A 19,908-nucleotide genomic window follows, 5' to 3' on the forward strand; every position below is an offset into this window, starting at 1 on the left:
AAACAGTAGAAAATCATAATTTAATTAGAAATACGCGAATCAACAAGATGAAATCGTTTTCATATTTACTTTTATAAGTACTTAATCCATGGTCATTCGTTGAATTAACTTAAAAGATACATATTCGTCCAGTCACTTCCTTAAAACTCATCATAGCTTATATAAAAAGGAGTGAGGACGTATGTTTTTCCAAAACTTAAATGAAGAAATTAAAGAATTCAAGTTTGATCCCTTAACACCTAACACGAATGTAAATTTGGGACAACTTTCAACAGATAATATGAACCCAACCCCTATTGCTAAAATCACTTTTGATTGTTTAAACCCTGGAGATCTTGTATGGTTAAACGGTATTTTTCATGTAACAAATAATTCGATAAACGATGATGGTGTAAATACTATAATTTCAAAAAATGGAGTTCCCATTTATGAAGTACCTTTTACAGATATAGATGATATTAATGGAGACCATGTAGGGCAAATTTTATCTCAACAAACAGTAGACTTCATTACAGTTTGTCAGAAAAGTGTGACTTATGAACTTGCTGCTTCTACTGGTGGAGACAATGATGATATTGATTTATTCGGTCCCATTACTTTTACAGCAACTCGAATCGCAGGATTTCAACAAGCAGAAACTTGCCAATTTGAATTTGATACTTCTACGGCAGTTGAGATTCCTATTTCAAACGACATTAATACACCTACAATGGTTGCTAAACTTACTTTTGATTGCTTAAAACCAGGAGATTTGGTATGGTTGAACGGGCTTTTCCATGTAGATAATGATAATGATACTCTTGATAAAATCCCTTTCCTTCAACGCATATTTAAAAATAATGATCCAAACCCGATTTATTCTTCTAATACAGACATAGAAGAAGAATCAAACGACGATCTATTTCAAATTTTATCTCAACAAGCTGTCGATGTGATAACAAGTCTTCAAAGAGATGTAATGTATACCCTAATTGTTTCTGTTCCTATGAATGCGGATGAAGTCTTTTTGAGTGGTCCTATAGCCTTCACTGGAACTCTGTTAAGAAAGGAAAAGAGGTGATAATGAATGGCGTTCCAAAAAGTAGAAATACGAGATTTTCAATTTTCACCTCCTCCAGTTAACACATTACCTGAAGAATTAAGAACAAATGAAGCTGACCCTACTATCGTTGCACAAGTAACCTTTAAATGTTTAATGCCGGGAGATCTAATATGGTTAAACGGACTTTTTCATGTAACAAATGAAGCCAATAGTATTGCCTCTGTCACTCATATAATCAAAAAAAATGGATCAGACATATACAGAGCAGAAACAGAAGTTGATATAGATCCCAATGATAACGAAGGACAAATCTTCAAACAACAATACGTTGATCAAAATATGACCTTTCAATCGAATGTCACGTATAGCTTGGTTGCTTCATCTGATATTTCAAATGTCTTTAGAGTGTTACCTGTTATTTTAACGGCAACAAAAATAGTAGAAGGAAAAAATCGTTTATATTGAAATAAAAAGAAGATCCCTATGTTCAAATTAAATATTTGAATGGGATCTTTAATGTTCCATTGGAGGAACCTGTATAGGCGTTTCTTTAGAAACATGGAGGTGTAGTTTTTCATTAACGGAAGCATAAAAAACATCCTCTTTTCTCGTGTTCTGATTTTGAAGTTGTGTATCCAGCCACTTCATGTCTTTTTGAAGATAGGCTAAGACTTTTTCGGAAACAACTCCATCTAGAATAATTGGATACGCAAATTGTGAACGATTTATTTCTAATCCAAGATCTTCTAGCGTTACAGCTGATTTATTTGGTTTTTTGTAAACGGACAGCTTGCCACTAGATTCCAGCACGGCCATCTCAACTTCTTCCATATTAAAAATATCCTTTTCACGCAACATTTGCAGAATATTATCAATAGAGTATCTTTCCTTCTTCAAATTTTCTTTAATTAGATTACCCTTATGAATGACTACTCTAGGTTCAAAAGTAATGATTTTCCCAAATTTGCTGCTTTTAATCATTAACTTGCTGACATAACGTTGTAATAATCCAATTAATACAATAGCTAAAGCCGTTGGTAAATGCTCAATTTTAGGATCGGCTATATCTGCTCCTACTACTGCACCAATCGCTATGACAATAAGGAAATCAAACACTGGAAGTTCACCAACGGATCGCTTACCCATATAAAGGGCCATTATTAAAAGGAGAGGGAAAATCGTAAAAATACGTACAATGATTATAAGAAAATCTTTAAAATAATCCAATACCTTTACCCACCTTAATTTGTCATTAATAATAAATAAACATAAACATATTATTTCCAAATTAAAACATGATTAAGCACCTAGTTCAGATACTAACAAGTTATTTTAATTGATTTAAATCTGCATCAAACATATGTTCTTATAAAAAGAGCTGTTTAATCATTTACATCGATTAAACAGCCCAATACAATTGTAATTACTATTTTTAAATAGTTAAAACATCCAAAATATTTTCAAATCTATCAATACTGTAATCAAATTGTTTAACTTCTCCAAAGCCATAAGAAGCATACATAAATGGAATTCCTGCAAATTTTGCTGCATTCATATCCCCTTCTATATCTCCTACATAAATTGGATTCGCTAAGTTATTTCTTTCCATAACCAGCTTAATGTTCTCCCCTTTTGTAAGTCCAGTCCTTCCAGGGTTCTCATAGTCAAGAAAATACTTATCAAGTTTGTGATAATCATAAAATGCTTCGATGTACCCATCTTGACAATTACTTACTATAAATAATTTATAATTTTTGGATAAGGTGATGAGTGTTTCTTCAAGATTATCATACAACTCTCCACCATTTTCCTTCACATATTTATGCTCAAACTCACAACATTCTTTAATTAGTTGATTCTGCTTATCATCATTTAAATCAGGAAAAAGAACTTGAAAGATTTCTTTCATCTGAAGCCCAGTGACTCCTTGGAGCTTTTCTTTAGTGATCTGGTCATACGAATTTTTGTGAAGCACTTTATTCCAAGCTTCTACAATAGTATTAGAAGCATCCCATAGTGTTCCATCTAGATCAAATATTATACTGTCCATATGTTCCTCCATCGAATAAATAGATTTTGTTTTCATGTTGATTTAATAGATTACACATATACATTTGTACGAAGAGTCACCTCTTCGCTTTTATACATGTTTACGGTTGTAATCTTAGCAACCGAAGGGTATCCGCCGATCGTTTCGATGAACCCTCTCCTCGTCAACTAAGTATGTTTATTTCTACTTAGTTCAGGCGCTTAACTATTCCTTTTTCTACCCTCACTTTCATCCTAAATATGTACAATCCATCCTATACTAGGTCGATTTGAATTGTCAATCATTTCAATTTGAAAAACTAAATTAGATTACCCCTAATCATTTCTTAGGAAATAGTCAGGAAATACAATCATTCGACATGTTATGTTAAATAAATACAATATAAACGAACTGAAAAACAGTTCGTTCATTTATTTTAAAGATCAAAAGTTGCTGTTAAAGGGTTATGATCTGAATATCCATCTGCATCACCCACAAAGGCATCTGTTACATTTGTACCTTCTAATGTAAGGATCCAGTCTATGCTAGCTCCTCTTTCAGTTGTTGGTGGTTTTGGGGTGTTTGGATTAGCAATATCCCAAGTATCATCCAAGTCCACAGGATTTGAAATTCCATCAATAGGTACTTGATTTAATAAATACCTCATTATATTTGAATTTCTTCTTGCATTAAAATCTCCAACTGAAATTGCGGATCTATTGGCTGTTCCAGATTGATGCAGATCAATTAATTGTGCTTGATTAATAGCGTGGGTTTCTTTGTTTACATTAGGAGTAATACAATAGTGATTATTATAAAAATAAAATTCATCATCTGTTTCATTGTCGTTTAGAAGCAACCAAGTGATATATCGATCAAAACCTTGACATACGGAACCTAAATCTGTACCTTGATCAAGAAGCGTAAATCGATTATTTCTTAACAATATGGGATTATCGTAATTCCCAGAAATATTAAATTCAATTAATTCATATTGACTGGCCAGAGCAGTTTCCAAATAAGCTCTTTGTGTATCTAAAGCTTCCTGCAAACCTACCACATCAGCATCTAAGTCTAAAATAATGTCTACTATCCCACTTCTTCTACTGTTCCATGTTCTGCGGTCAGCTAAAATATTAAAACTCATTGCTTTCAATCTCTACACCTCCTCTCAATTTATCATCTGAATATTTTATGCAATAAGAAGAGAAGGTGCTTGTGTGTAACACATGGTATGTTCGTCCAAATTAAAGATTATTATATTTTACAATACACCAAAGAGCATTATCCCATTTGGAATAATGCTCTTAAATTATTAATAATTTACTTACTCAATTGCAGCTTACTAAATTATTCAATGACAGCACGATACCCTTCAGCTGTAAGAAGTTTCTTAAGTGCTTCTTGTACGTCTCCTTTAACTTCTACCTCTACTAACCATCCTCCATCATATGGCTCTGCGTTGACCAATTCAGGTTGTCCTTCTAAAACATCATTTACTTTTGTTACTTTCCCTGATACCGGATAATAAATTTCGGATACTGTTTTTACAGATTCAATGGTTCCCATGACATCACCTTCAGAGAAAGTGTCACCTACTTCTGGAAATTCAACAAAAACAATATCACCCAGTTGTTCTTGTGCATAATCTGTAATCCCTATACGCACTACTTGTCCTTCCACTGATAGTGTCCATTCATGATCATCACTATACGCTAACTGCTCTCTTAATTCACTCATCCAATTCGCCTCTTTTCAATCATTATTATTGTAAAAATATGTGAGTTCTATTCTCAGCCAGTTGACCTATTTCTTTAATTGTCTTACTGATTTTGAATTTTGAACCTTGTTCGCAATACTAAAATTATGTATAGTCTTAAACTCGCGTTAGACATTAATTAGTGTCTTCATCCGCACCGATGTACTGTTATCTATCACAGCATAAAACAGTACACAAGGCTATGTCAATATTCAGAATAAAAAAATAGTTTGAAAATTATTATTGACACCTTTCCCCATCGAAGAATATAATTTTGATATACATGTCAAGAACAATAACATAATAAGCGGATGATGGTAGCGGGAGAGATTACCGTGAACAAGCAGGTAACGCCGAAGGAGTAAGCCTTTTAGGTGAATCTCTCAGGCAAAAGGACCTTTACTTGACGCACCTCTGGAGAGAATCCTTAATATTAGGGTCACCCACGGGGAAACTTATACAATCATATTTAATTATTTTTACATATATTTTTGTGTAAGACAACTCTCAGGTACAAAGGACAGAGCATGGGGAAACTATATAAGCATTAATGCTTACATAGCATATCCCCGTGTCTGTCTTTTTTTTGTATTTCCAAATTTATAAAGAGGTGATGAAATGAGCGAGTTAAAGAGAACGCCATTGTTTGAATTATATGGAAACTATCCTTCTTCCCGTTGCATCGATTTTGGTGGTTGGGAATTACCGGTTCAATTTTATGGAATTCAACGTGAACACGAAGCAGTACGTACAGCGGCCGGTCTATTTGATGTTTCTCATATGGGTGAATTTATGGTAACTGGTAAAGATGCAGAGAAATTTATCCAACAGATGACTACAAATGATGTAACAAAGTTAAAAATAAACCAGGCACAATATACTTTAATGTGTTATCCAGATGGAGGTGTTGTGGACGATTTATTGGTTTATAAACTAAGCGAAATCGAATTCATGTTAGTAGTTAATGCTTCAAACATTGATAAAGACTTAGAATGGTTGCAAAAACATTTGAACGGAGATGTCACCCTTGAGAATAGATCAGATCATACAGCATTATTAGCTCTTCAAGGTCCTAATGCTGCACAAATTTTATCTCGCGTGACAGATCATGATATCCATTCTTTAAATCCTTTCCATTTCATCAATGAAGCCAATGTATCTGGTGCACCAGTACTTCTCTCACGTACTGGTTACACAGGTGAAGATGGCTTTGAAATTTATTGCTCCTCTCAAGATGCTCCAAAGGTATGGGAAGGTTTAGTAGCAGTTAGCGAACCTGATGAACTTATTCCTGCTGGATTAGGTGCTAGAGATACACTTCGTTTCGAAGCAAAACTTCCACTTTATGGACAAGAATTATCCAAAGATATCACACCTCTAGAAGCTGGAGTTGGCTTCTTCGTTAAATTAGACAAAGGTGAGTTCATCGGTCGGAACGTATTAGCTGAACAAAAAGAACAAGGTCTAAAGAGGAAATTAGTTGGTATTGAAATGATCGATAGAGGTATTCCTCGTCACGGTTATTCTGTATATGCTGGTGATGAACGTATTGGAGAAGTAACAACTGGAACACAATCCCCTACCTTAAAAAGAAATCTTGGATTAGCGATTTTAGAAATAGATTACACAAAATTGGACACAGAAGTATCAGTAGAAATTCGGGGTAAAAAGCTAAGAGCCAAAGTCATTAAAGCCCCTTTTTATAAAAGACCAAAAGCAGCGAAAGAAGGAGAGAAATAATGAAGAAGCATCGATATATACCGATGACAGAACAAGATCAAAGTGACATGCTCGCTACGATCGGTGCAGAATCTGTTAAGGATTTGTTTTCAGATATTCCTGAATCTATTCAATACAAAGGAACATTGCCTATGTCCGAAGCATTAAGTGAAGCTGAATTGCTAAAACATATGAGTGAATTGGCTGAACGAAATGCTAATTTTGAACAATATCCCAGCTTTTTAGGTGCGGGTATTTATGATCATCATATCCCTGTTGTAATTAATCATATGATCTCTCGTTCCGAGTTTTATACTGCATACACACCCTACCAACCTGAAATTAGTCAAGGTGAGTTGCAAGCCATCTTTGAATTTCAATCTTATATTTGTGAATTAACAGATATGAAGGTAGCGAATGCTAGTATGTATGATGGAGCAACTGCTTTAGCAGAAGCAGCGGCACTAGCAAGTGGTGCAACAAGACGTAAACGCATCGTTGTTTCAAAAACAGTTCATCCTGAAGCGCGTGAAATATTACACACTACTGCTCATGGACTTAACCTTGAAGTAGTTGAAGTTGGAATTTCAAACGGTGTAACCAATTTAGATGAGCTTCAAACAGCAATTAATGATGAAACTGCTGCGGTTCTAATTCAATCTCCAAACTTTTTTGGCTGTATTGAGGACGTCCGAAGCATTGAACCTTTAGTCCACGAAAAAAAAGCACTTCTTACACTTAGCGTAAATCCTTTGTCATTAGGTTTATTAGAGTCTCCAGGTAAATTAGGTGCTGATATAGTTGTTGGAGATGCACAACCACTTGGTATCCCAGCAGCACTTGGTGGTCCAACTTGTGGATTCTTTGCAGTTACTGAAAAGTTAATGCGTCGTATACCTGGTAGAATTGTAGGCCAAACAACAGATACAGATGGCAAACGTGGTTTTGTTCTCACGCTACAAGCACGTGAACAGCATATTCGTCGTGAAAAAGCGACGTCAAATATATGCTCAAATCAAGCTTTACTAGCTCTTTGCGCGTCCATTTACATGTCTACGATGGGTAAATCTGGTATTCAAGAAGTGGCTCAGCTTAACTTAAATAAGTCCCATTATGCTGCACAGCAGTTTTCAAAAGATAGCAAGCTTGCATTTGATGCACCATTTTTCAATGAATTCGTTGTTAAGCTTCCTGAGGGATCAAATGTAGAAGAAGTCAATTCTAAATTAATTGAAAAAGGATATATTGGCGGTTTTAATTTAGGAAAATCATATCCTGAGCTTGAAGGACACATGTTATTAGCTGTTACAGAACGTAGAACAAAAGATGAAATTGATGGATTCATCCGTGAACTGGAGGACTGCATATGATTCCCGAAAAAAAGTTGATTTTTGAACTAAGCAAACCTGGTCGTGTAGCTTACTCTTTACCAGAGTCTGATGTACCAGAAGTTGATCTAAAAGATGTCATTCCTGAGTCTATGATGCGCAGCAAACCTGCAGAGCTACCTGAAGTGTACGAGGTAGACGTTATTCGTCATTATACAGAGTTGTCTCGTCGTAATTTTGGAATAGATAATGGATTCTATCCTTTAGGCTCTTGTACAATGAAATACAATCCAAAAATTAATGAGGATACAGCTCGATTCCCTGGATTCGCAAAAATACATCCTCATCAACCAGAAGAAAGCATTCAAGGAGCTCTTGAACTACTATATACCCTACAAAATGATTTAGCTGCTTTAACGGGGATGGATCAAGTCACTTTACAGCCAGCTGCAGGTGCTCATGGTGAATGGACTGGATTAATGATGATTCGTGCCTATCATGAAAGCCGTGGGGAGAAAAGATCCAAGGTTATCGTACCTGACTCCTCCCACGGAACAAATCCAGCAAGTGCTACTACTGCTGGATATGAAACGATTACAATCAAATCTGATGAACGCGGATTAGTTGATCTAGATGGTCTACGTGAAGCAGTTGGTGATGATACAGCAGCATTAATGCTTACAAATCCAAATACGCTAGGTTTATTTGAACAAGAAATTGAAGAAATTGCTGCAATCGTTCACGAAGCAGGCGGTTTATTGTACTATGATGGTGCTAACTCAAATGCTATCATGGGGATTACACGTCCTGGAGATATGGGATTTGATGTTGTTCATTTGAATCTTCATAAAACAATGAGTACACCACATGGCGGTGGAGGCCCTGGAGCTGGACCAGTTGGCGTAAAAAGCAAATTGATCCCATTCCTTCCAAAGCCAATTGTAAGTAAATATGAAGATGGAACCTACTATTGGGACTACGATCGTCCTCAATCCATTGGTCGAGTAAAAGCTTATTATGGTAATTTCGGTATTTTAGTTCGTGCTTATACTTATATGCGCACATACGGACCTGACGGATTGCGTCGCGTCTCAGAAGTTGCAGTCATTAATGCAAATTATATGATGCACCGTCTAGCTCCATATTTTGAAGTAGCTTATCCGGGAGTATGCAAACATGAATTTGTATTATCTGGAAGGAAGTTGAAGCAATACGGGGTACGGACGCTTGACGTTGCAAAACGTTTGCTTGATTTTGGATATCATCCTCCAACGATCTACTTCCCTCTTAATGTAGAGGAATGTATTATGATTGAACCAACCGAAACAGAAAGCAAAGAAACATTGGATGATTTCATTGACACAATGATTCAAATTGCAAAAGAGGCTGAAGAAAATCCTGAATTAGTTATCAATGCTCCATACGATACGGTGGTAAAACGATTAGATGAAACGACAGCTGCAAGAAAACCAGTGTTAAATTGTACTTGTGGATAAAAATTAAACCTAAAAAAGAAGCGGATAATCTCCCCGCTTCTTTTTTCATGTCATCTCAAAGTCAAACGTTTGTTCTTTTATTTAATTCTAGTCGTTTTTTCTTCTACAATTTCTTTATTATCTTCTTGATCAAAGTCTATTCCATGAACATTTAAATTCACTTCTACTACAACCAATCCGGTCATGGATTCAATGGCTTCTTTCACATTACCTTGAATGTTTGAAGCAATCACTGGAATTTCCTTCCCATATTCTACGATGATGGAAACATCTACAATGACTTCTTTTTCTCCAACTTCTACTTTGATCCCCTTTGATAGGTTTTTACGTCCAATCCATTCGGCTATCCCTCCTGCTATTCCACCACTCATGCTTGCCACACCATCAACTTCAATGGTTGCCATTCCAGCTATGATTTCTATAACCTCAGGTACAATATGAACTCTTCCAAGCTCTCTTCTTTCAAGTTCCAAATTCGTTAAAGTTTTTGTTGAAGACATCATAATCCCACCTTTCTTCCTTTTCTGAAAGTTGAATGCATTATAAATAAACTATGATCATTCCATTTATTCTATGACTCATTTCAAAAAGAAAACCTGCCGATTGGGAGCTAAATATTTTATAAATTGTTAAAGTGTTAGAAAAGAAGAATCATTCCATATGCATATACAATACTTGCAATAAAGATAAGAACTAAATATAGTCCATTCCATTTGAGACCAACGACTAAAGATTTTTCATTCACCATTCCACTAACTAATATGTTGAGGGGAGTAACAGGACTCAGTATAGTTGCTATGGACCATCCCATCATCATGATAAGAACAAATATCTCTTTTCCTATTTGTATCACTGAAGGGTCAAACTGTGTTGCTAACACAGTTACAATAATTAAGGGATGAACACCAATAAAAGTTAGAATAATCATAGAAGAAAGAATACAAACAATAAATAAAAGGATAGAAATATTAGATATGCTCACCATTAATAGCTGTACTCGATCAGAAAATGCTGTGCCGATAAGTGACTCGCCTAAAAAACCCACACTAATAAATAGTACAATTTCATTATTCATGACAGGAACAGAATTTTTTTTATACATTTGAAATTGTTTTGAGAATTCTATCACCTTTTGGAACACTATGCTCCAAATTAAAGGGAAAACGATGGAAACTAAACTCACCACTAACAACATTGGCCACTTTGTCATGTACTCTACAATAAACATTGTGAGCCCAAGCAAGATGGTAAGGAAAAAAAGTTCGAACACTTTTTTACGATGATAACTTTCGATCTGTACATATTGTTTTTTTAAAGGAATTGTTGATTGATTTGATGTTTTCATAAATAAAAGGTTCCCAACCAGCAATTGAATAATAGCAAATAAAATACCATATGGAATATAACTAATGGAGGGTATGTCTAAATAATATGTCGCAGTTGCAACGGATATAAGAAATGGCGACCAAACAAAAGCTGTTGAATATCCTATAAAATATACTTTAGATAAAAACTTAGGTGATAGATTCAAATGATCCACCATTTCATGTATTAATCGAATAGTACCCATATTCAATATAGGTCCAAAAATAAAAATAAATCCTGTAAGACCTCCAAATAACTTTTTAGGTTTTTGAACCAATCTCACTAAAAATACGGACAATGATTTAAAGTAATCACTAATTTTAAGTGGGATCAAGATGATTGGAGCAAGAATGAGGAGTGCGATGATTGGTAAATTAACCAGCATACCATCAATTATATCTAAATAATGAACACCCTTTGCTACATTTATAATCAATCCAATTGAAAAAAAAACGAGTGCCCAAAGCCGTGCAAAACTTTTTGCGTAAAATAAACTATTAAAAAAAACGAAGATCACTAAAAACGCCAACAATACATGTAATGCTTCCAATTGTAGAAAATATTGCGCCATGTAAACGAAACACATACTTAAAATAATCAAACTTCTATCAAAAACAAGTCCTTTTTTATAAGGTATAGATGGTACTTGCATGATGTCATCCCTTCCCGAATGAATTCATAAGTGTGAATTTGAATCCATTTTCCATACCTTACATTGTATTACTAACTTACATTCACGTATATCGAAATATTTTTATGATCATCATTAGAAAAACTTCTAAAGGAATTTTAATATTTGCTGATCTTTAGATTACATCATAATCTTCATAAAGAAATTTACTTTGCCTTTCATTAATGAATGAAGGTGTACTGAGAAGTAACATATTTCTCACTTTACATAAGAACGGTTTATCTAGTTGAGCTAACTTACCAGCCATGCGAGAAACTTTACTAATTTTACTAGCTCTAGTCAGTCTATTTTTCTCATAGAATTTTAACCCGTTTACTAATTGATTTCCTACGTTTCTCCCTAGACTGTAACCATCTTCAATTCCTTGACACGCACCTTGTCCTAAGTTGGGTGTCATTGCATGAGCTGCATCACCTACTAAAACTACTCTTTCAAAAGCATATTGTTTAAGATCGGGAATATCAAATATATCATGTTTGATTACATTTTCATGATTAGTTAGCTGTAAAATATCATGTACTGGTTGTGGGTAATTCGGGAGAGTTTCAATTAAGTGATTGACTGTATAATTAGAATAACGTTTATCATTAGGAAGCGCATTTACAAGCATATACCAATATACTTTAGTCTTAGAAATAGGAACATATCCAAACCGTCCATTCGCTCCCCAGATTTCATGGAGTTCATCATCTAAATGAATAGAACCCGCATATTCTGCTACTCCTCTCCAACAAGTATACCCTGCATATTGAATGGGTAGGTTCGGTAAGAGCTGTTTTCTTATAATAGAATGAATACCATCTGCTGCAACGATTAAATCTCCATGAACCTGATCTCCATCATCAAAATAAACAGTTGTACTATGTTCATTTTGTTGAAAATTTACTGCTCTTTTTCCTAGATGTATAGGTACTGTCTTTAATTCCTTTAAAAGAACTTTATGTAAATCAGCTCGATGGATGGCATACATCTGTTGAGACAACTGGCTTAAATCTTGTTTTTGCAATACTCTTCCTTTATCTGAGTAAAAAATCGTGCTTAATAATGGATTTGCATAACGTCGAAGGCGATCAGTTATGCCCCATTCATTAAAGATACGAATAGCATTAGGAGCTAACATGATCCCAGCACCAACAGGTTTTAACTCTTCTGTCTTTTCAAAAACTTCTACATTTATTCCGTTGCGATGCAAGGCAATAGCCGTACTTAATCCTGCTATTCCTCCACCCAATATAATCACTTTTGTCATGAGTCATCCTCCTATTTCAAATCTCCTGTACATTTAGTCTACTTAAACAAAATCTCAGTAGCAATATAAATTAAGTCATGTTTGAAGGTGACAAAAGTAACAAACTTAAGGACGTTTTTACAATCATCGAGTCATCTTTAATGATTCTAAAAGTTTCTTAATATCCTCATAACCATAAGCAACTTCCTGTAAAGCCTTCCCTGATATAGAGATCGTTTTTTCACGAACTACTCTCCCACCTACTGATTCATAAAAAAGTCGGGAATTATTTTCTTTTAAAACCCAAATTAACATCGTATCTATATTCATAGTTATTAAATCTTTTAGAATAGGACGAACAAGTAGTTTCCCTATCCCTTTTCTTTGATAGGATTTCAACAAATAAATGGCATAAATTTCACCTTTATATTCGGAATGATGATCTCTTTCTCTTCCTCCGTTGGAAAATCCAACAATCTCACCTTTTTTGGTTTCAGCTACATATACAAATTGATTTTTATAAGTAAGAAATTCACTCCAGCGTGCTTTATAATCATCTACAGAACGATTATTTAAATAATCATCTGGGATCAAACCTTTATAAGTCGTCTTCCAACTATCTACATGAACTTTGGCTATTGCTTTTGTATCTTGTTGAGTTGCTTGTCTTATAATCATTCTGTATCCCTCCAATTTTAAATATTATAATACAGCTTTTTGATTAGATTCATCATTCTATTTTGTGTTATGATAATTTGAGATTCTAGATTAAAAGTTTAGAAAATTAGTATAACACTGTTGTTTAGGAGGAATCTAATCCATTGAATAATCAATTAAAAAATAAACTGATAAAAAATGATAGAGATTACGTTTGGCATCCCTTTACTCAAATGAAAGATTACGAGAACCAAGATCATGTCTTGATAGAAAAAGCTAAAGGGATATATTTATATGATGCAGATGGAAACCAATATTATGATACGGTCTCTTCATGGTGGGTTAACGTTCATGGGCATTCACATCCACGTATACGTGCAGCAATTGATCAACAAATGTCTGAAATGGATCATATTATGTTTAGTGGGTTTACACATCGCCCTGCTGTAGAGCTATCTGAAAAACTCGTTGAAATAACACCAGACGGACTAAATAAAGTTTTCTTTTCAGATAATGGTTCTACTGCGGTTGAAGTCGCCTTGAAAATGTCATTTCAATATTGGCTTCATCTAGGTAAGAAAAGCAAGAATAAATTTGTGTATTTAGATAACAGTTATCATGGAGATACGATTGGAGCGGTGAGTGTTGGTGGAGTTGAGCTTTTCCATTCCGTATTCAAACCTTTACTATTCCAATCCTACAAAGTATCTTCTCCTAATCCATACTTATGGTCTAAACAACACGGACTTTCAGAAGATGAAGCAGTAAGTCAGTGTTTACAAGAAGTAAGAACTTTATTTGAAGAAAAAGCTGATGAAATTGCTGGTTTCGTGATAGAACCACTTGTTCAAGCTGCTGGGGGTATGATTGTTTATCCTGCCTCTTACTTAATTGGACTACGTCAATTATGTGATGAATATGATATTCATCTTATTGCGGATGAAGTAGCAGTTGGTTTTGGCAGAACGGGTCGGATGTTTGCTTGTAACCACGCTGATATCACACCAGATTTAATGTGTCTATCTAAAGGACTGACAGCAGGTGTCATGCCACTTTCAGTTACATTAAGCACACAAAAAATATATGATGCCTTTTATGATGAATATGAAACATTTAAAACTTTTTTTCATGGTCATAGCTTTACGGGAAACCCTCTTGCTTGTGCAGTCGCTTTAGAAAATCTACGTATATTTAAAGACGATAAAGTAATAGAAAAGATACAACCAATTACAACGTACCTGCAACATCGTTTTCGTGAATTTGAAGATTTACAACATATTGGCAACATTAGGGGTATTGGCATGATTGCTGCGATGGATATTTTAGAAGATAAAGCAAAAGGAATCAGCTTTGCTTCTAATAAAAGAACAGGTTATCAAGTGTATTTAACAGGACTAAAACATGGATTGATCATGCGACCACTAGGTGATACGATTTATGTATGGCTTCCACTATGCGCTACAATCCAAGATATTGATCACATTTTGAAAAAAGCGAAAGACGTTTTGATTGAATTAAAACTTGCTTGATAAGATCAACCATAGACTTGTGACTTACATCGACACCTGCTCGTCCAAAAGATGACAATTTGTCTTTCTGACTTGCCTTTGAATTGTAAGTTATTTAAATTCCTGAGCAAAAGAAAGTCCTTCATGTAGGGAAGGACTTTCTTCAGAATAAAAGAACTAGCGAATAAATTATGTATATGTCCCTTATCTCGTTGATTAAAGTCAATATCAAATAAACTGAGAAAATAGAGGGAACCCTCAGTTCATAACCCATTTAGTTTAAAAACACTGAAATAAGGATAATAAATCCCTCTATTTTTGGGTAAGAATTTTCTTTTAAAATAAGGTAACGATTTTCCCTTATTTTCAATTAATCAAAAGTAGTTATAGGCTTACATTTCTTTGTTGAAAATACAGTAGAGAGTCTATTCTCCAAACATAGTGAGAAAAATTTTGTTTTTCTAGATAAAATTTTGGATCATTATTTACCTTATTAAAACTATCTTGTTCCTATCTTACGAAGTTCGCTAATCGTATAATTCACTGATATTTTTTCTGGATCACAAACAACTTCAATAAGAGATGGGATTTGACTTTTTAAAGCTTCTTTTAATGTTTGACCAAATTCATCATTATTTTTTACCCTTTGACCAAATACCCCCATTGATTCCGATAATTTCACAAAATCCGGATTCCCTAATTCGGTACCAATTACACGGTTTGGAAAATGCTTTTCTTGGTGCATGCGAATTGTACCGTGCATGTTATTATTAAAAACTAATGAAACAATCGGAATCTTATATCGAACCGCGGTTTCCAACTCTTGTAAAGTCATCATAAATCCCCCATCACCAGATAACGAAACTACCGTTCTATCCGGACATGCCAACTTAGCTCCTATTGCTGCAGGTAAACCATATCCCATTGCACCTGATGTTGGTCCTATATATGTATTAGGAAGAGAAAATTGAAAATAATTGTGCAGCCAGCCCGCAAAATTACCTGCATCATTTGTGATGATTGCATCTTCTGGAAGTGTTTCTTGTAACCTTTGCATAATCTTCTTCATTTCTACTCCCATATTATCTGCCTTTTTTACATTTAATGAGGTGATGTTGTCATACTCTTTCCTTCTACTTTGTACCCAATCCTTCCACCCTAATGTTTTTATTACTTCTGAGTTCATTTTTTCTTTTAAGGCACTTAACGTAGCTTTTGCATCTCCAATTAGTGCAAGGTGAGGTGAGTACACCTTTCCTATTGAATTCGGATCAATGTCACAATGGATAACTCTATGACTTGATTCAATTAAAGTATAACTTTGTGTCGTCACTTCAGAAAAACGTGTACCAATCGCTATCATTAAATCTGATTGCTTCACACTATTAATAACCTCATCAAAAGTACCTAATCCCAAGTGACCCAAATATAATTTGTTTTTGTTTGGAAATACATCATGTCTTCTAAATGAAGTTAAAACTGGAATATGTAATGCTTCTGCAAATGCTAATAATTCTTGTTCAGCATTGGATAATTTAATTCCGCCTCCTGCAAGAATTAAAGGTTTTTTTGATTGTAAAATCATTTCTATACATCGATTCAATCCTTCCTCACTTGGGATATTCCTGTTTTGAGCATCCGTATTATATAATTTCATCTTCACATTTTCAGATAAAATATCTGCAGGAAGAGAAACAACAACTGGTCCCGGTCTTCCAGATTTAGCAACCCTAAAAGCACGTTGAACCAATTCAGGTATTCTCTCTACTTCTCGAATTTCCACTGACCACTTACTGATAGGTTCAAAAAAACGATCTAACTCTACCTCTTGAAATCCCTCTCTACCCCTATATTTTCGGTCTACCTGTCCTAAAAAAACAACCATAGGTGTCGAGTCCTGTAACGCTGTATGAACACCAATGGATAAATTAGCTGCTCCGACTCCTCTTGTAGCCATAGCAACAGACACATTTCTTGAAGCTTTTGCATAAGCCTCGGCCATGAAAGCCGCCCCACCCTCATGTCTTGCAGAAATCAATTGTAATTCTGGAACATCATATATGACATCCATAATTTCTAAATAACTTTCTCCTGGAACACAAAATACATGTTTTACATCTTCGTTATTAATACACCTTACAACTGCTTCTGCTCCTGTCATGAATTCATCCATATCTTCTCCCCCTCTATATATTTCATATCAACTAAAACTTACAGAAGTTGTAATATTCTATTCTAAATCATAAAAGAAAATCACCTATCCGTGATCTTTCTAAATTCTTTTATAATGAAAAAAACCAAAAAGAAATATATTTTCTTCTTGGTTTTTTAAACTATAAACCGTTACGTTTTTAACTATTCATCCCATGGAGGTTCATCATTTGTAGAATGATGCTCATTATTTGACCCATTCCGTGTTTTTAATCTTTCCAGAACAGAATCAAAATCGTCAGGATGAAGCAATTCAATGGGTGAAACTCCTTTTTCAAATTGAAATGACTCCCCCTCAATCAACACAACATATCGACCATTAAGTTTGGCCAAGTGGATTTGATCCCCATATTGTTCCAACAAACCTTTTACTTGTATTCCATCTAATTTAAACTTAAGCTCTATGTCTTCCTTCTGTTCAACTAATTGCGTCGCTGCTTCCATGACCTTATCGTGACTCCATCGCTGTTGTAATTCTCTTTTTTCGGATGCAGCCCATAATTCCAAACTTTCTTCTTCTTTTTTACGCTCTTCCTGTTCTATTTGTCCTTCCTTATGCTGCCACTTTTCTTCCACGTATTGATTCACCATAGTAATCATTTGTTCATTCATAATTTCAGGCATCGATTTTTCATAAGAAACAAATTTAAGGAAGTCTTCAAAATATCTTGCATGAGAGGCTTGATGTATTTTTAGTTCATGCTCTTCACTAATACCTGGTTCAGGCATATATGGATATTGAATTGATTTAATATTTTTTGCACTAATCGCCATCTCTACCTGTGAAATTAAACTCTTCTCATCTGAAATTCGAGCGATTTTCGGTTCAAAATCACACTTCATGATAAATAAAAAAGGATCATCGCCGTATTCATCTAATCTCGCTCTGGATATAATTAGTGCTCCTCCTCGAACAGAACTTGTATCCATATACATTCGGACTAATTCATCGCTAAAATCTAAATACTCTTGTTTATTCTCAGCAAATATCAATCTTTGAAATAAGTTATAGTTCGGATTACTTGTTAGCTCGTGACCTGGTTCAACGATAAAATAACCAATCTTAGTCGGTGTTTGCTCAGATTTCGGATGTTTCTCCACTTTTCTTTTCGTTATTCGTACATATTCTTCATTCAAAAACCCTTTAATTTCACTGTATTGATATTCTTCCCGATCTAAAGTCTGAAAATGACGAAAGGAAAGATTGCCTGCGTTATCTTGTTCTTCATTTTGAATAACAAAAAATGATAAATATTCAATTATAAAATCCATACTTCTTATGCTCCTTGTTCTAATTATTCATTTGTTTTATCTAACATAGGTTCTTTTTTACTGATAAATTTCTTCTTTTGAATATATATTAAACGGATAATCAAACATACTGCCCCAACTGCAAGTCCAGAAATTAATCCGATCCAATATCCAAATGCACCATACGATGTGTAATTTGCCAAATAGTAACCGACAGGTAAACCAATCACCCAAAAAGAAACAAAGGCTAATATAAAAGTAGAGTTTACATCCTTATAACCTCTTAATGCACCTTGAATCGGTGCAGCAATGGCATCTGATAATTGAAAGAAAATAGCAAAATAAAGAAAATGTTTTGTTAACTCTAATACGGAAGCATCTTTTGTATATAATCCAGCAACTTGATCACTCCAGATGAATAAACCAATTGCACTTAATAAAGAAATAAGTACTGCTGAGCTGATCCCAATATAACTATATTGAACAGCATCCCTAAATCGTTTAGCGCCAACTTCATATCCCACTGAAATTGTCAGTGCCATAGAGATACTAAGTGGTATCATATATAAAAAGGAAGCAAAATTTAAGGCAGATTGATGTGCTGCAATAGTATTCGTATCAAATTCACTCATTAATAATGTTACTGCCGCAAAGATGCTTGTTTCAAAAAAAATCGAGAATCCTATTGGTATTCCAATTTTCATGAGCCTTCCCCAGACATTAAACGATACCTTTTCTAAACGGTGAAATATTCTATAGTTTATAAAAGGTTGACCTCGAATGATGATAATGATAGCTATAAACAAAATACACCAGTAAGTAATCATTGATGCATAACCTGCTCCAACACCACCGAGCCGAGGAAAACCAAATTTCCCGAAGATCAGAACATAATTAAAAAACAAATTGATAGGCAACGTTAACAATGTAATTAACATCGTGATTAACGTATGACCTAAACCATCAATGAAATACCTCAAAACGTTATACACAAATAAAGGAATTAAACCAAAAGATAACGCCTTTAAATAGTTAAATGCAATAAACCTAACTTCTGTTTCCAAGTCCATACTTTGCAAAATGGGCTTCAGAAAAAATATCCCTATGACAATAATAACCAAAGAAATCACGATAGATAAATAAATTGCTTGTATAACAGCTTGTGAAATTTTCGAATTTTCCTTTGCACCAACATACTGAGAAACCGTCGGTGTTAATGCCATTAATATGCCTGATAATCCAGTAAATATAGGCACCCATATACTTGAACCTATGGCTACTCCAGCTAAATCAGTTGGACTTACTTGTCCTGACATAACAGTATCAAAAAAATTCATAGAAAATAAACCAAGCTGACTAATCAAGATTGGTAATACAATCATAACAAATTGTGAAATCTTTGCTTTTTTCGTTGTTGTTTCAATCAAGTGTTTACCCTCATTTCACTTTCGCTGTATAAAAAATATAGTAGCTAGAAGTATAACACAAAAGTCCAAGGAATATATAAAAAAGATCAAATAATTATAGTTGATTTAATGGTAATAATTTGTTATTATCTATAACAATAATTTAATGATATAGCGATGAAGAGAAGAGTAGATAAGCTAGAACTTTACAGAGACCC

General features: G+C 34.4%; 17 protein-coding genes, 1 riboswitch and 1 other annotated feature (1 of these 19 running past the window's edge). Of the genes, 6 read left to right on the top strand and 11 right to left on the bottom strand.

Annotated elements, in window-relative coordinates; translation table 11 throughout:
- The first annotated feature begins 181 nt into the window (after positions 1 to 181).
- Positions 182 to 1,060: a hypothetical protein gene (locus Q5Y73_RS15220; RefSeq protein WP_305992769.1), complete on the top strand. Its 879-nt coding sequence runs from the start codon at positions 182 to 184 to the stop codon at positions 1,058 to 1,060.
- Positions 1,061 to 1,066: 6 nt separating this feature from the next.
- Complete coding sequence (locus Q5Y73_RS15225) at positions 1,067 to 1,507, top strand: hypothetical protein (protein ID WP_305992770.1); 441 nt, start codon at positions 1,067 to 1,069, stop codon at positions 1,505 to 1,507.
- Positions 1,508 to 1,555: 48 nt separating this feature from the next.
- Here Q5Y73_RS15225 and Q5Y73_RS15230 read toward each other — a convergent pair whose 3' ends face one another.
- The 4 genes from Q5Y73_RS15230 to gcvH all read right to left on the bottom strand — a co-directional run bounded on the left by Q5Y73_RS15230 (position 1,556) and on the right by gcvH (position 4,811).
- On the bottom strand, positions 1,556 to 2,269 hold the full coding sequence (locus tag Q5Y73_RS15230) for a DUF421 domain-containing protein (RefSeq protein ID WP_305992771.1): 714 nt from the start codon (positions 2,267 to 2,269) through the stop codon (positions 1,556 to 1,558).
- A 205-nt stretch (positions 2,270 to 2,474) separates the two neighbouring features.
- Positions 2,475 to 3,092 (bottom strand): HAD family hydrolase, encoded by a 618-nt coding sequence (locus Q5Y73_RS15235; protein WP_305992772.1) that lies wholly within the window; start codon positions 3,090 to 3,092, stop codon positions 2,475 to 2,477.
- 415 nt (positions 3,093 to 3,507) lie between these two features.
- The gene (locus tag Q5Y73_RS15240; protein ID WP_305992928.1) at positions 3,508 to 4,218 is read right to left on the bottom strand and encodes an endonuclease/exonuclease/phosphatase family protein; all 711 of its coding nucleotides are present in this window, start codon (positions 4,216 to 4,218) and stop codon (positions 3,508 to 3,510) included.
- 203 nt (positions 4,219 to 4,421) lie between these two features.
- Entirely contained in the window at positions 4,422 to 4,811 is a 390-nt protein-coding gene (gcvH, locus tag Q5Y73_RS15245; RefSeq protein WP_305992773.1) for a glycine cleavage system protein GcvH, read from the bottom strand.
- Positions 4,812 to 5,141: 330 nt separating this feature from the next.
- Positions 5,142 to 5,239, top strand: a riboswitch (glycine riboswitch).
- A gap of 209 nt (positions 5,240 to 5,448) precedes the next feature.
- Between gcvH and gcvT the strand changes: the two genes are divergently transcribed.
- The 3 genes from gcvT to gcvPB are packed head-to-tail and all read left to right on the top strand — an operon-like array spanning position 5,449 to position 9,373.
- The gene (gcvT, locus tag Q5Y73_RS15250; RefSeq protein WP_305992774.1) at positions 5,449 to 6,570 is read left to right on the top strand and encodes a glycine cleavage system aminomethyltransferase GcvT; all 1,122 of its coding nucleotides are present in this window, start codon (positions 5,449 to 5,451) and stop codon (positions 6,568 to 6,570) included.
- Entirely contained in the window at positions 6,570 to 7,919 is a 1,350-nt protein-coding gene (gene gcvPA, locus Q5Y73_RS15255; protein ID WP_305992775.1) for an aminomethyl-transferring glycine dehydrogenase subunit GcvPA, read from the top strand. Before gcvT ends, gcvPA begins: the two co-directional genes overlap by 1 nt.
- Positions 7,916 to 9,373 carry an aminomethyl-transferring glycine dehydrogenase subunit GcvPB gene (gene gcvPB, locus Q5Y73_RS15260; protein WP_305992776.1) on the top strand — a complete coding sequence of 486 codons (1,458 nt, stop codon included), beginning with the start codon at positions 7,916 to 7,918 and terminating at the stop codon, positions 9,371 to 9,373. Before gcvPA ends, gcvPB begins: the two co-directional genes overlap by 4 nt.
- Before the next feature lie 77 nt (positions 9,374 to 9,450).
- Here the strand turns inward: gcvPB and Q5Y73_RS15265 are convergent, their stop codons facing one another.
- The 4 genes from Q5Y73_RS15265 to Q5Y73_RS15280 form a co-directional block, all read right to left on the bottom strand.
- The gene (locus tag Q5Y73_RS15265; protein WP_305992777.1) at positions 9,451 to 9,873 is read right to left on the bottom strand and encodes an Asp23/Gls24 family envelope stress response protein; all 423 of its coding nucleotides are present in this window, start codon (positions 9,871 to 9,873) and stop codon (positions 9,451 to 9,453) included.
- Between the two features lie 137 nt (positions 9,874 to 10,010).
- Positions 10,011 to 11,390 (bottom strand): hypothetical protein, encoded by a 1,380-nt coding sequence (locus Q5Y73_RS15270; protein ID WP_305992778.1) that lies wholly within the window; start codon positions 11,388 to 11,390, stop codon positions 10,011 to 10,013.
- A gap of 154 nt (positions 11,391 to 11,544) precedes the next feature.
- Complete coding sequence (locus tag Q5Y73_RS15275) at positions 11,545 to 12,678, bottom strand: FAD-dependent monooxygenase (RefSeq protein ID WP_305992779.1); 1,134 nt, start codon at positions 12,676 to 12,678, stop codon at positions 11,545 to 11,547.
- A gap of 123 nt (positions 12,679 to 12,801) precedes the next feature.
- Positions 12,802 to 13,335 carry a GNAT family N-acetyltransferase gene (locus tag Q5Y73_RS15280; RefSeq protein ID WP_305992780.1) on the bottom strand — a complete coding sequence of 178 codons (534 nt, stop codon included), beginning with the start codon at positions 13,333 to 13,335 and terminating at the stop codon, positions 12,802 to 12,804.
- A 143-nt stretch (positions 13,336 to 13,478) separates the two neighbouring features.
- Here Q5Y73_RS15280 and bioA point away from each other — a divergent pair, with 143 nt between their 5' ends.
- Positions 13,479 to 14,843 carry an adenosylmethionine--8-amino-7-oxononanoate transaminase gene (gene bioA / locus Q5Y73_RS15285; RefSeq protein ID WP_305992781.1) on the top strand — a complete coding sequence of 455 codons (1,365 nt, stop codon included), beginning with the start codon at positions 13,479 to 13,481 and terminating at the stop codon, positions 14,841 to 14,843.
- A 478-nt stretch (positions 14,844 to 15,321) separates the two neighbouring features.
- Here bioA and Q5Y73_RS15290 read toward each other — a convergent pair whose 3' ends face one another.
- From Q5Y73_RS15290 to Q5Y73_RS15300, 3 genes are all read right to left on the bottom strand, one after another.
- Positions 15,322 to 16,995, bottom strand: coding sequence for a thiamine pyrophosphate-dependent enzyme (locus tag Q5Y73_RS15290; RefSeq protein WP_305992783.1), 1,674 nt, complete (start codon positions 16,993 to 16,995; stop codon positions 15,322 to 15,324).
- Positions 16,996 to 17,177: 182 nt separating this feature from the next.
- Positions 17,178 to 18,305, bottom strand: a complete 1,128-nt coding sequence (locus Q5Y73_RS15295) for a DUF3900 domain-containing protein (RefSeq protein ID WP_305992784.1) — start codon at positions 18,303 to 18,305, stop codon at positions 17,178 to 17,180.
- 23 nt (positions 18,306 to 18,328) lie between these two features.
- On the bottom strand, positions 18,329 to 19,711 hold the full coding sequence (locus Q5Y73_RS15300) for an MATE family efflux transporter (RefSeq protein ID WP_305992785.1): 1,383 nt from the start codon (positions 19,709 to 19,711) through the stop codon (positions 18,329 to 18,331).
- A 147-nt stretch (positions 19,712 to 19,858) separates the two neighbouring features.
- Positions 19,859 to 19,908 (top strand) — a binding site (T-box leader) (it continues 206 nt past the right edge of the window).

The sequence above is a fragment of the Chengkuizengella axinellae genome (genome assembly GCF_030730905.1).
GTDB classification, from domain to species: Bacteria; Bacillota; Bacilli; order Paenibacillales; family KCTC-33759; genus Chengkuizengella; species Chengkuizengella axinellae.

What these genes read in the sequence shown, in the direction of transcription:
- Q5Y73_RS15280 (WP_305992780.1), bottom strand. Translation starts at nt 13,335, where the DNA reads ATGATTATAAGACAAGCAACTCAACAAGATACAAAAGCAATAGCCAAA.
- Q5Y73_RS15235 (WP_305992772.1), bottom strand. Translation starts at nt 3,092, where the DNA reads ATGGACAGTATAATATTTGATCTAGATGGAACACTATGGGATGCTTCT.
- Q5Y73_RS15220 (WP_305992769.1), top strand. Translation starts at nt 182, where the DNA reads ATGTTTTTCCAAAACTTAAATGAAGAAATTAAAGAATTCAAGTTTGAT.
- Q5Y73_RS15290 (WP_305992783.1), bottom strand. Translation starts at nt 16,995, where the DNA reads ATGGATGAATTCATGACAGGAGCAGAAGCAGTTGTAAGGTGTATTAAT.
- gcvT (WP_305992774.1), top strand. Translation starts at nt 5,449, where the DNA reads ATGAGCGAGTTAAAGAGAACGCCATTGTTTGAATTATATGGAAACTAT.
- gcvPA (WP_305992775.1), top strand. Translation starts at nt 6,570, where the DNA reads ATGAAGAAGCATCGATATATACCGATGACAGAACAAGATCAAAGTGAC.
- Q5Y73_RS15295 (WP_305992784.1), bottom strand. Translation starts at nt 18,305, where the DNA reads ATGGATTTTATAATTGAATATTTATCATTTTTTGTTATTCAAAATGAA.
- Q5Y73_RS15275 (WP_305992779.1), bottom strand. Translation starts at nt 12,678, where the DNA reads ATGACAAAAGTGATTATATTGGGTGGAGGAATAGCAGGATTAAGTACG.
- gcvPB (WP_305992776.1), top strand. Translation starts at nt 7,916, where the DNA reads ATGATTCCCGAAAAAAAGTTGATTTTTGAACTAAGCAAACCTGGTCGT.
- Q5Y73_RS15225 (WP_305992770.1), top strand. Translation starts at nt 1,067, where the DNA reads ATGGCGTTCCAAAAAGTAGAAATACGAGATTTTCAATTTTCACCTCCT.
- Q5Y73_RS15265 (WP_305992777.1), bottom strand. Translation starts at nt 9,873, where the DNA reads ATGTCTTCAACAAAAACTTTAACGAATTTGGAACTTGAAAGAAGAGAG.
- gcvH (WP_305992773.1), bottom strand. Translation starts at nt 4,811, where the DNA reads ATGAGTGAATTAAGAGAGCAGTTAGCGTATAGTGATGATCATGAATGG.
- Q5Y73_RS15240 (WP_305992928.1), bottom strand. Translation starts at nt 4,218, where the DNA reads ATGAGTTTTAATATTTTAGCTGACCGCAGAACATGGAACAGTAGAAGA.
- Q5Y73_RS15270 (WP_305992778.1), bottom strand. Translation starts at nt 11,390, where the DNA reads ATGCAAGTACCATCTATACCTTATAAAAAAGGACTTGTTTTTGATAGA.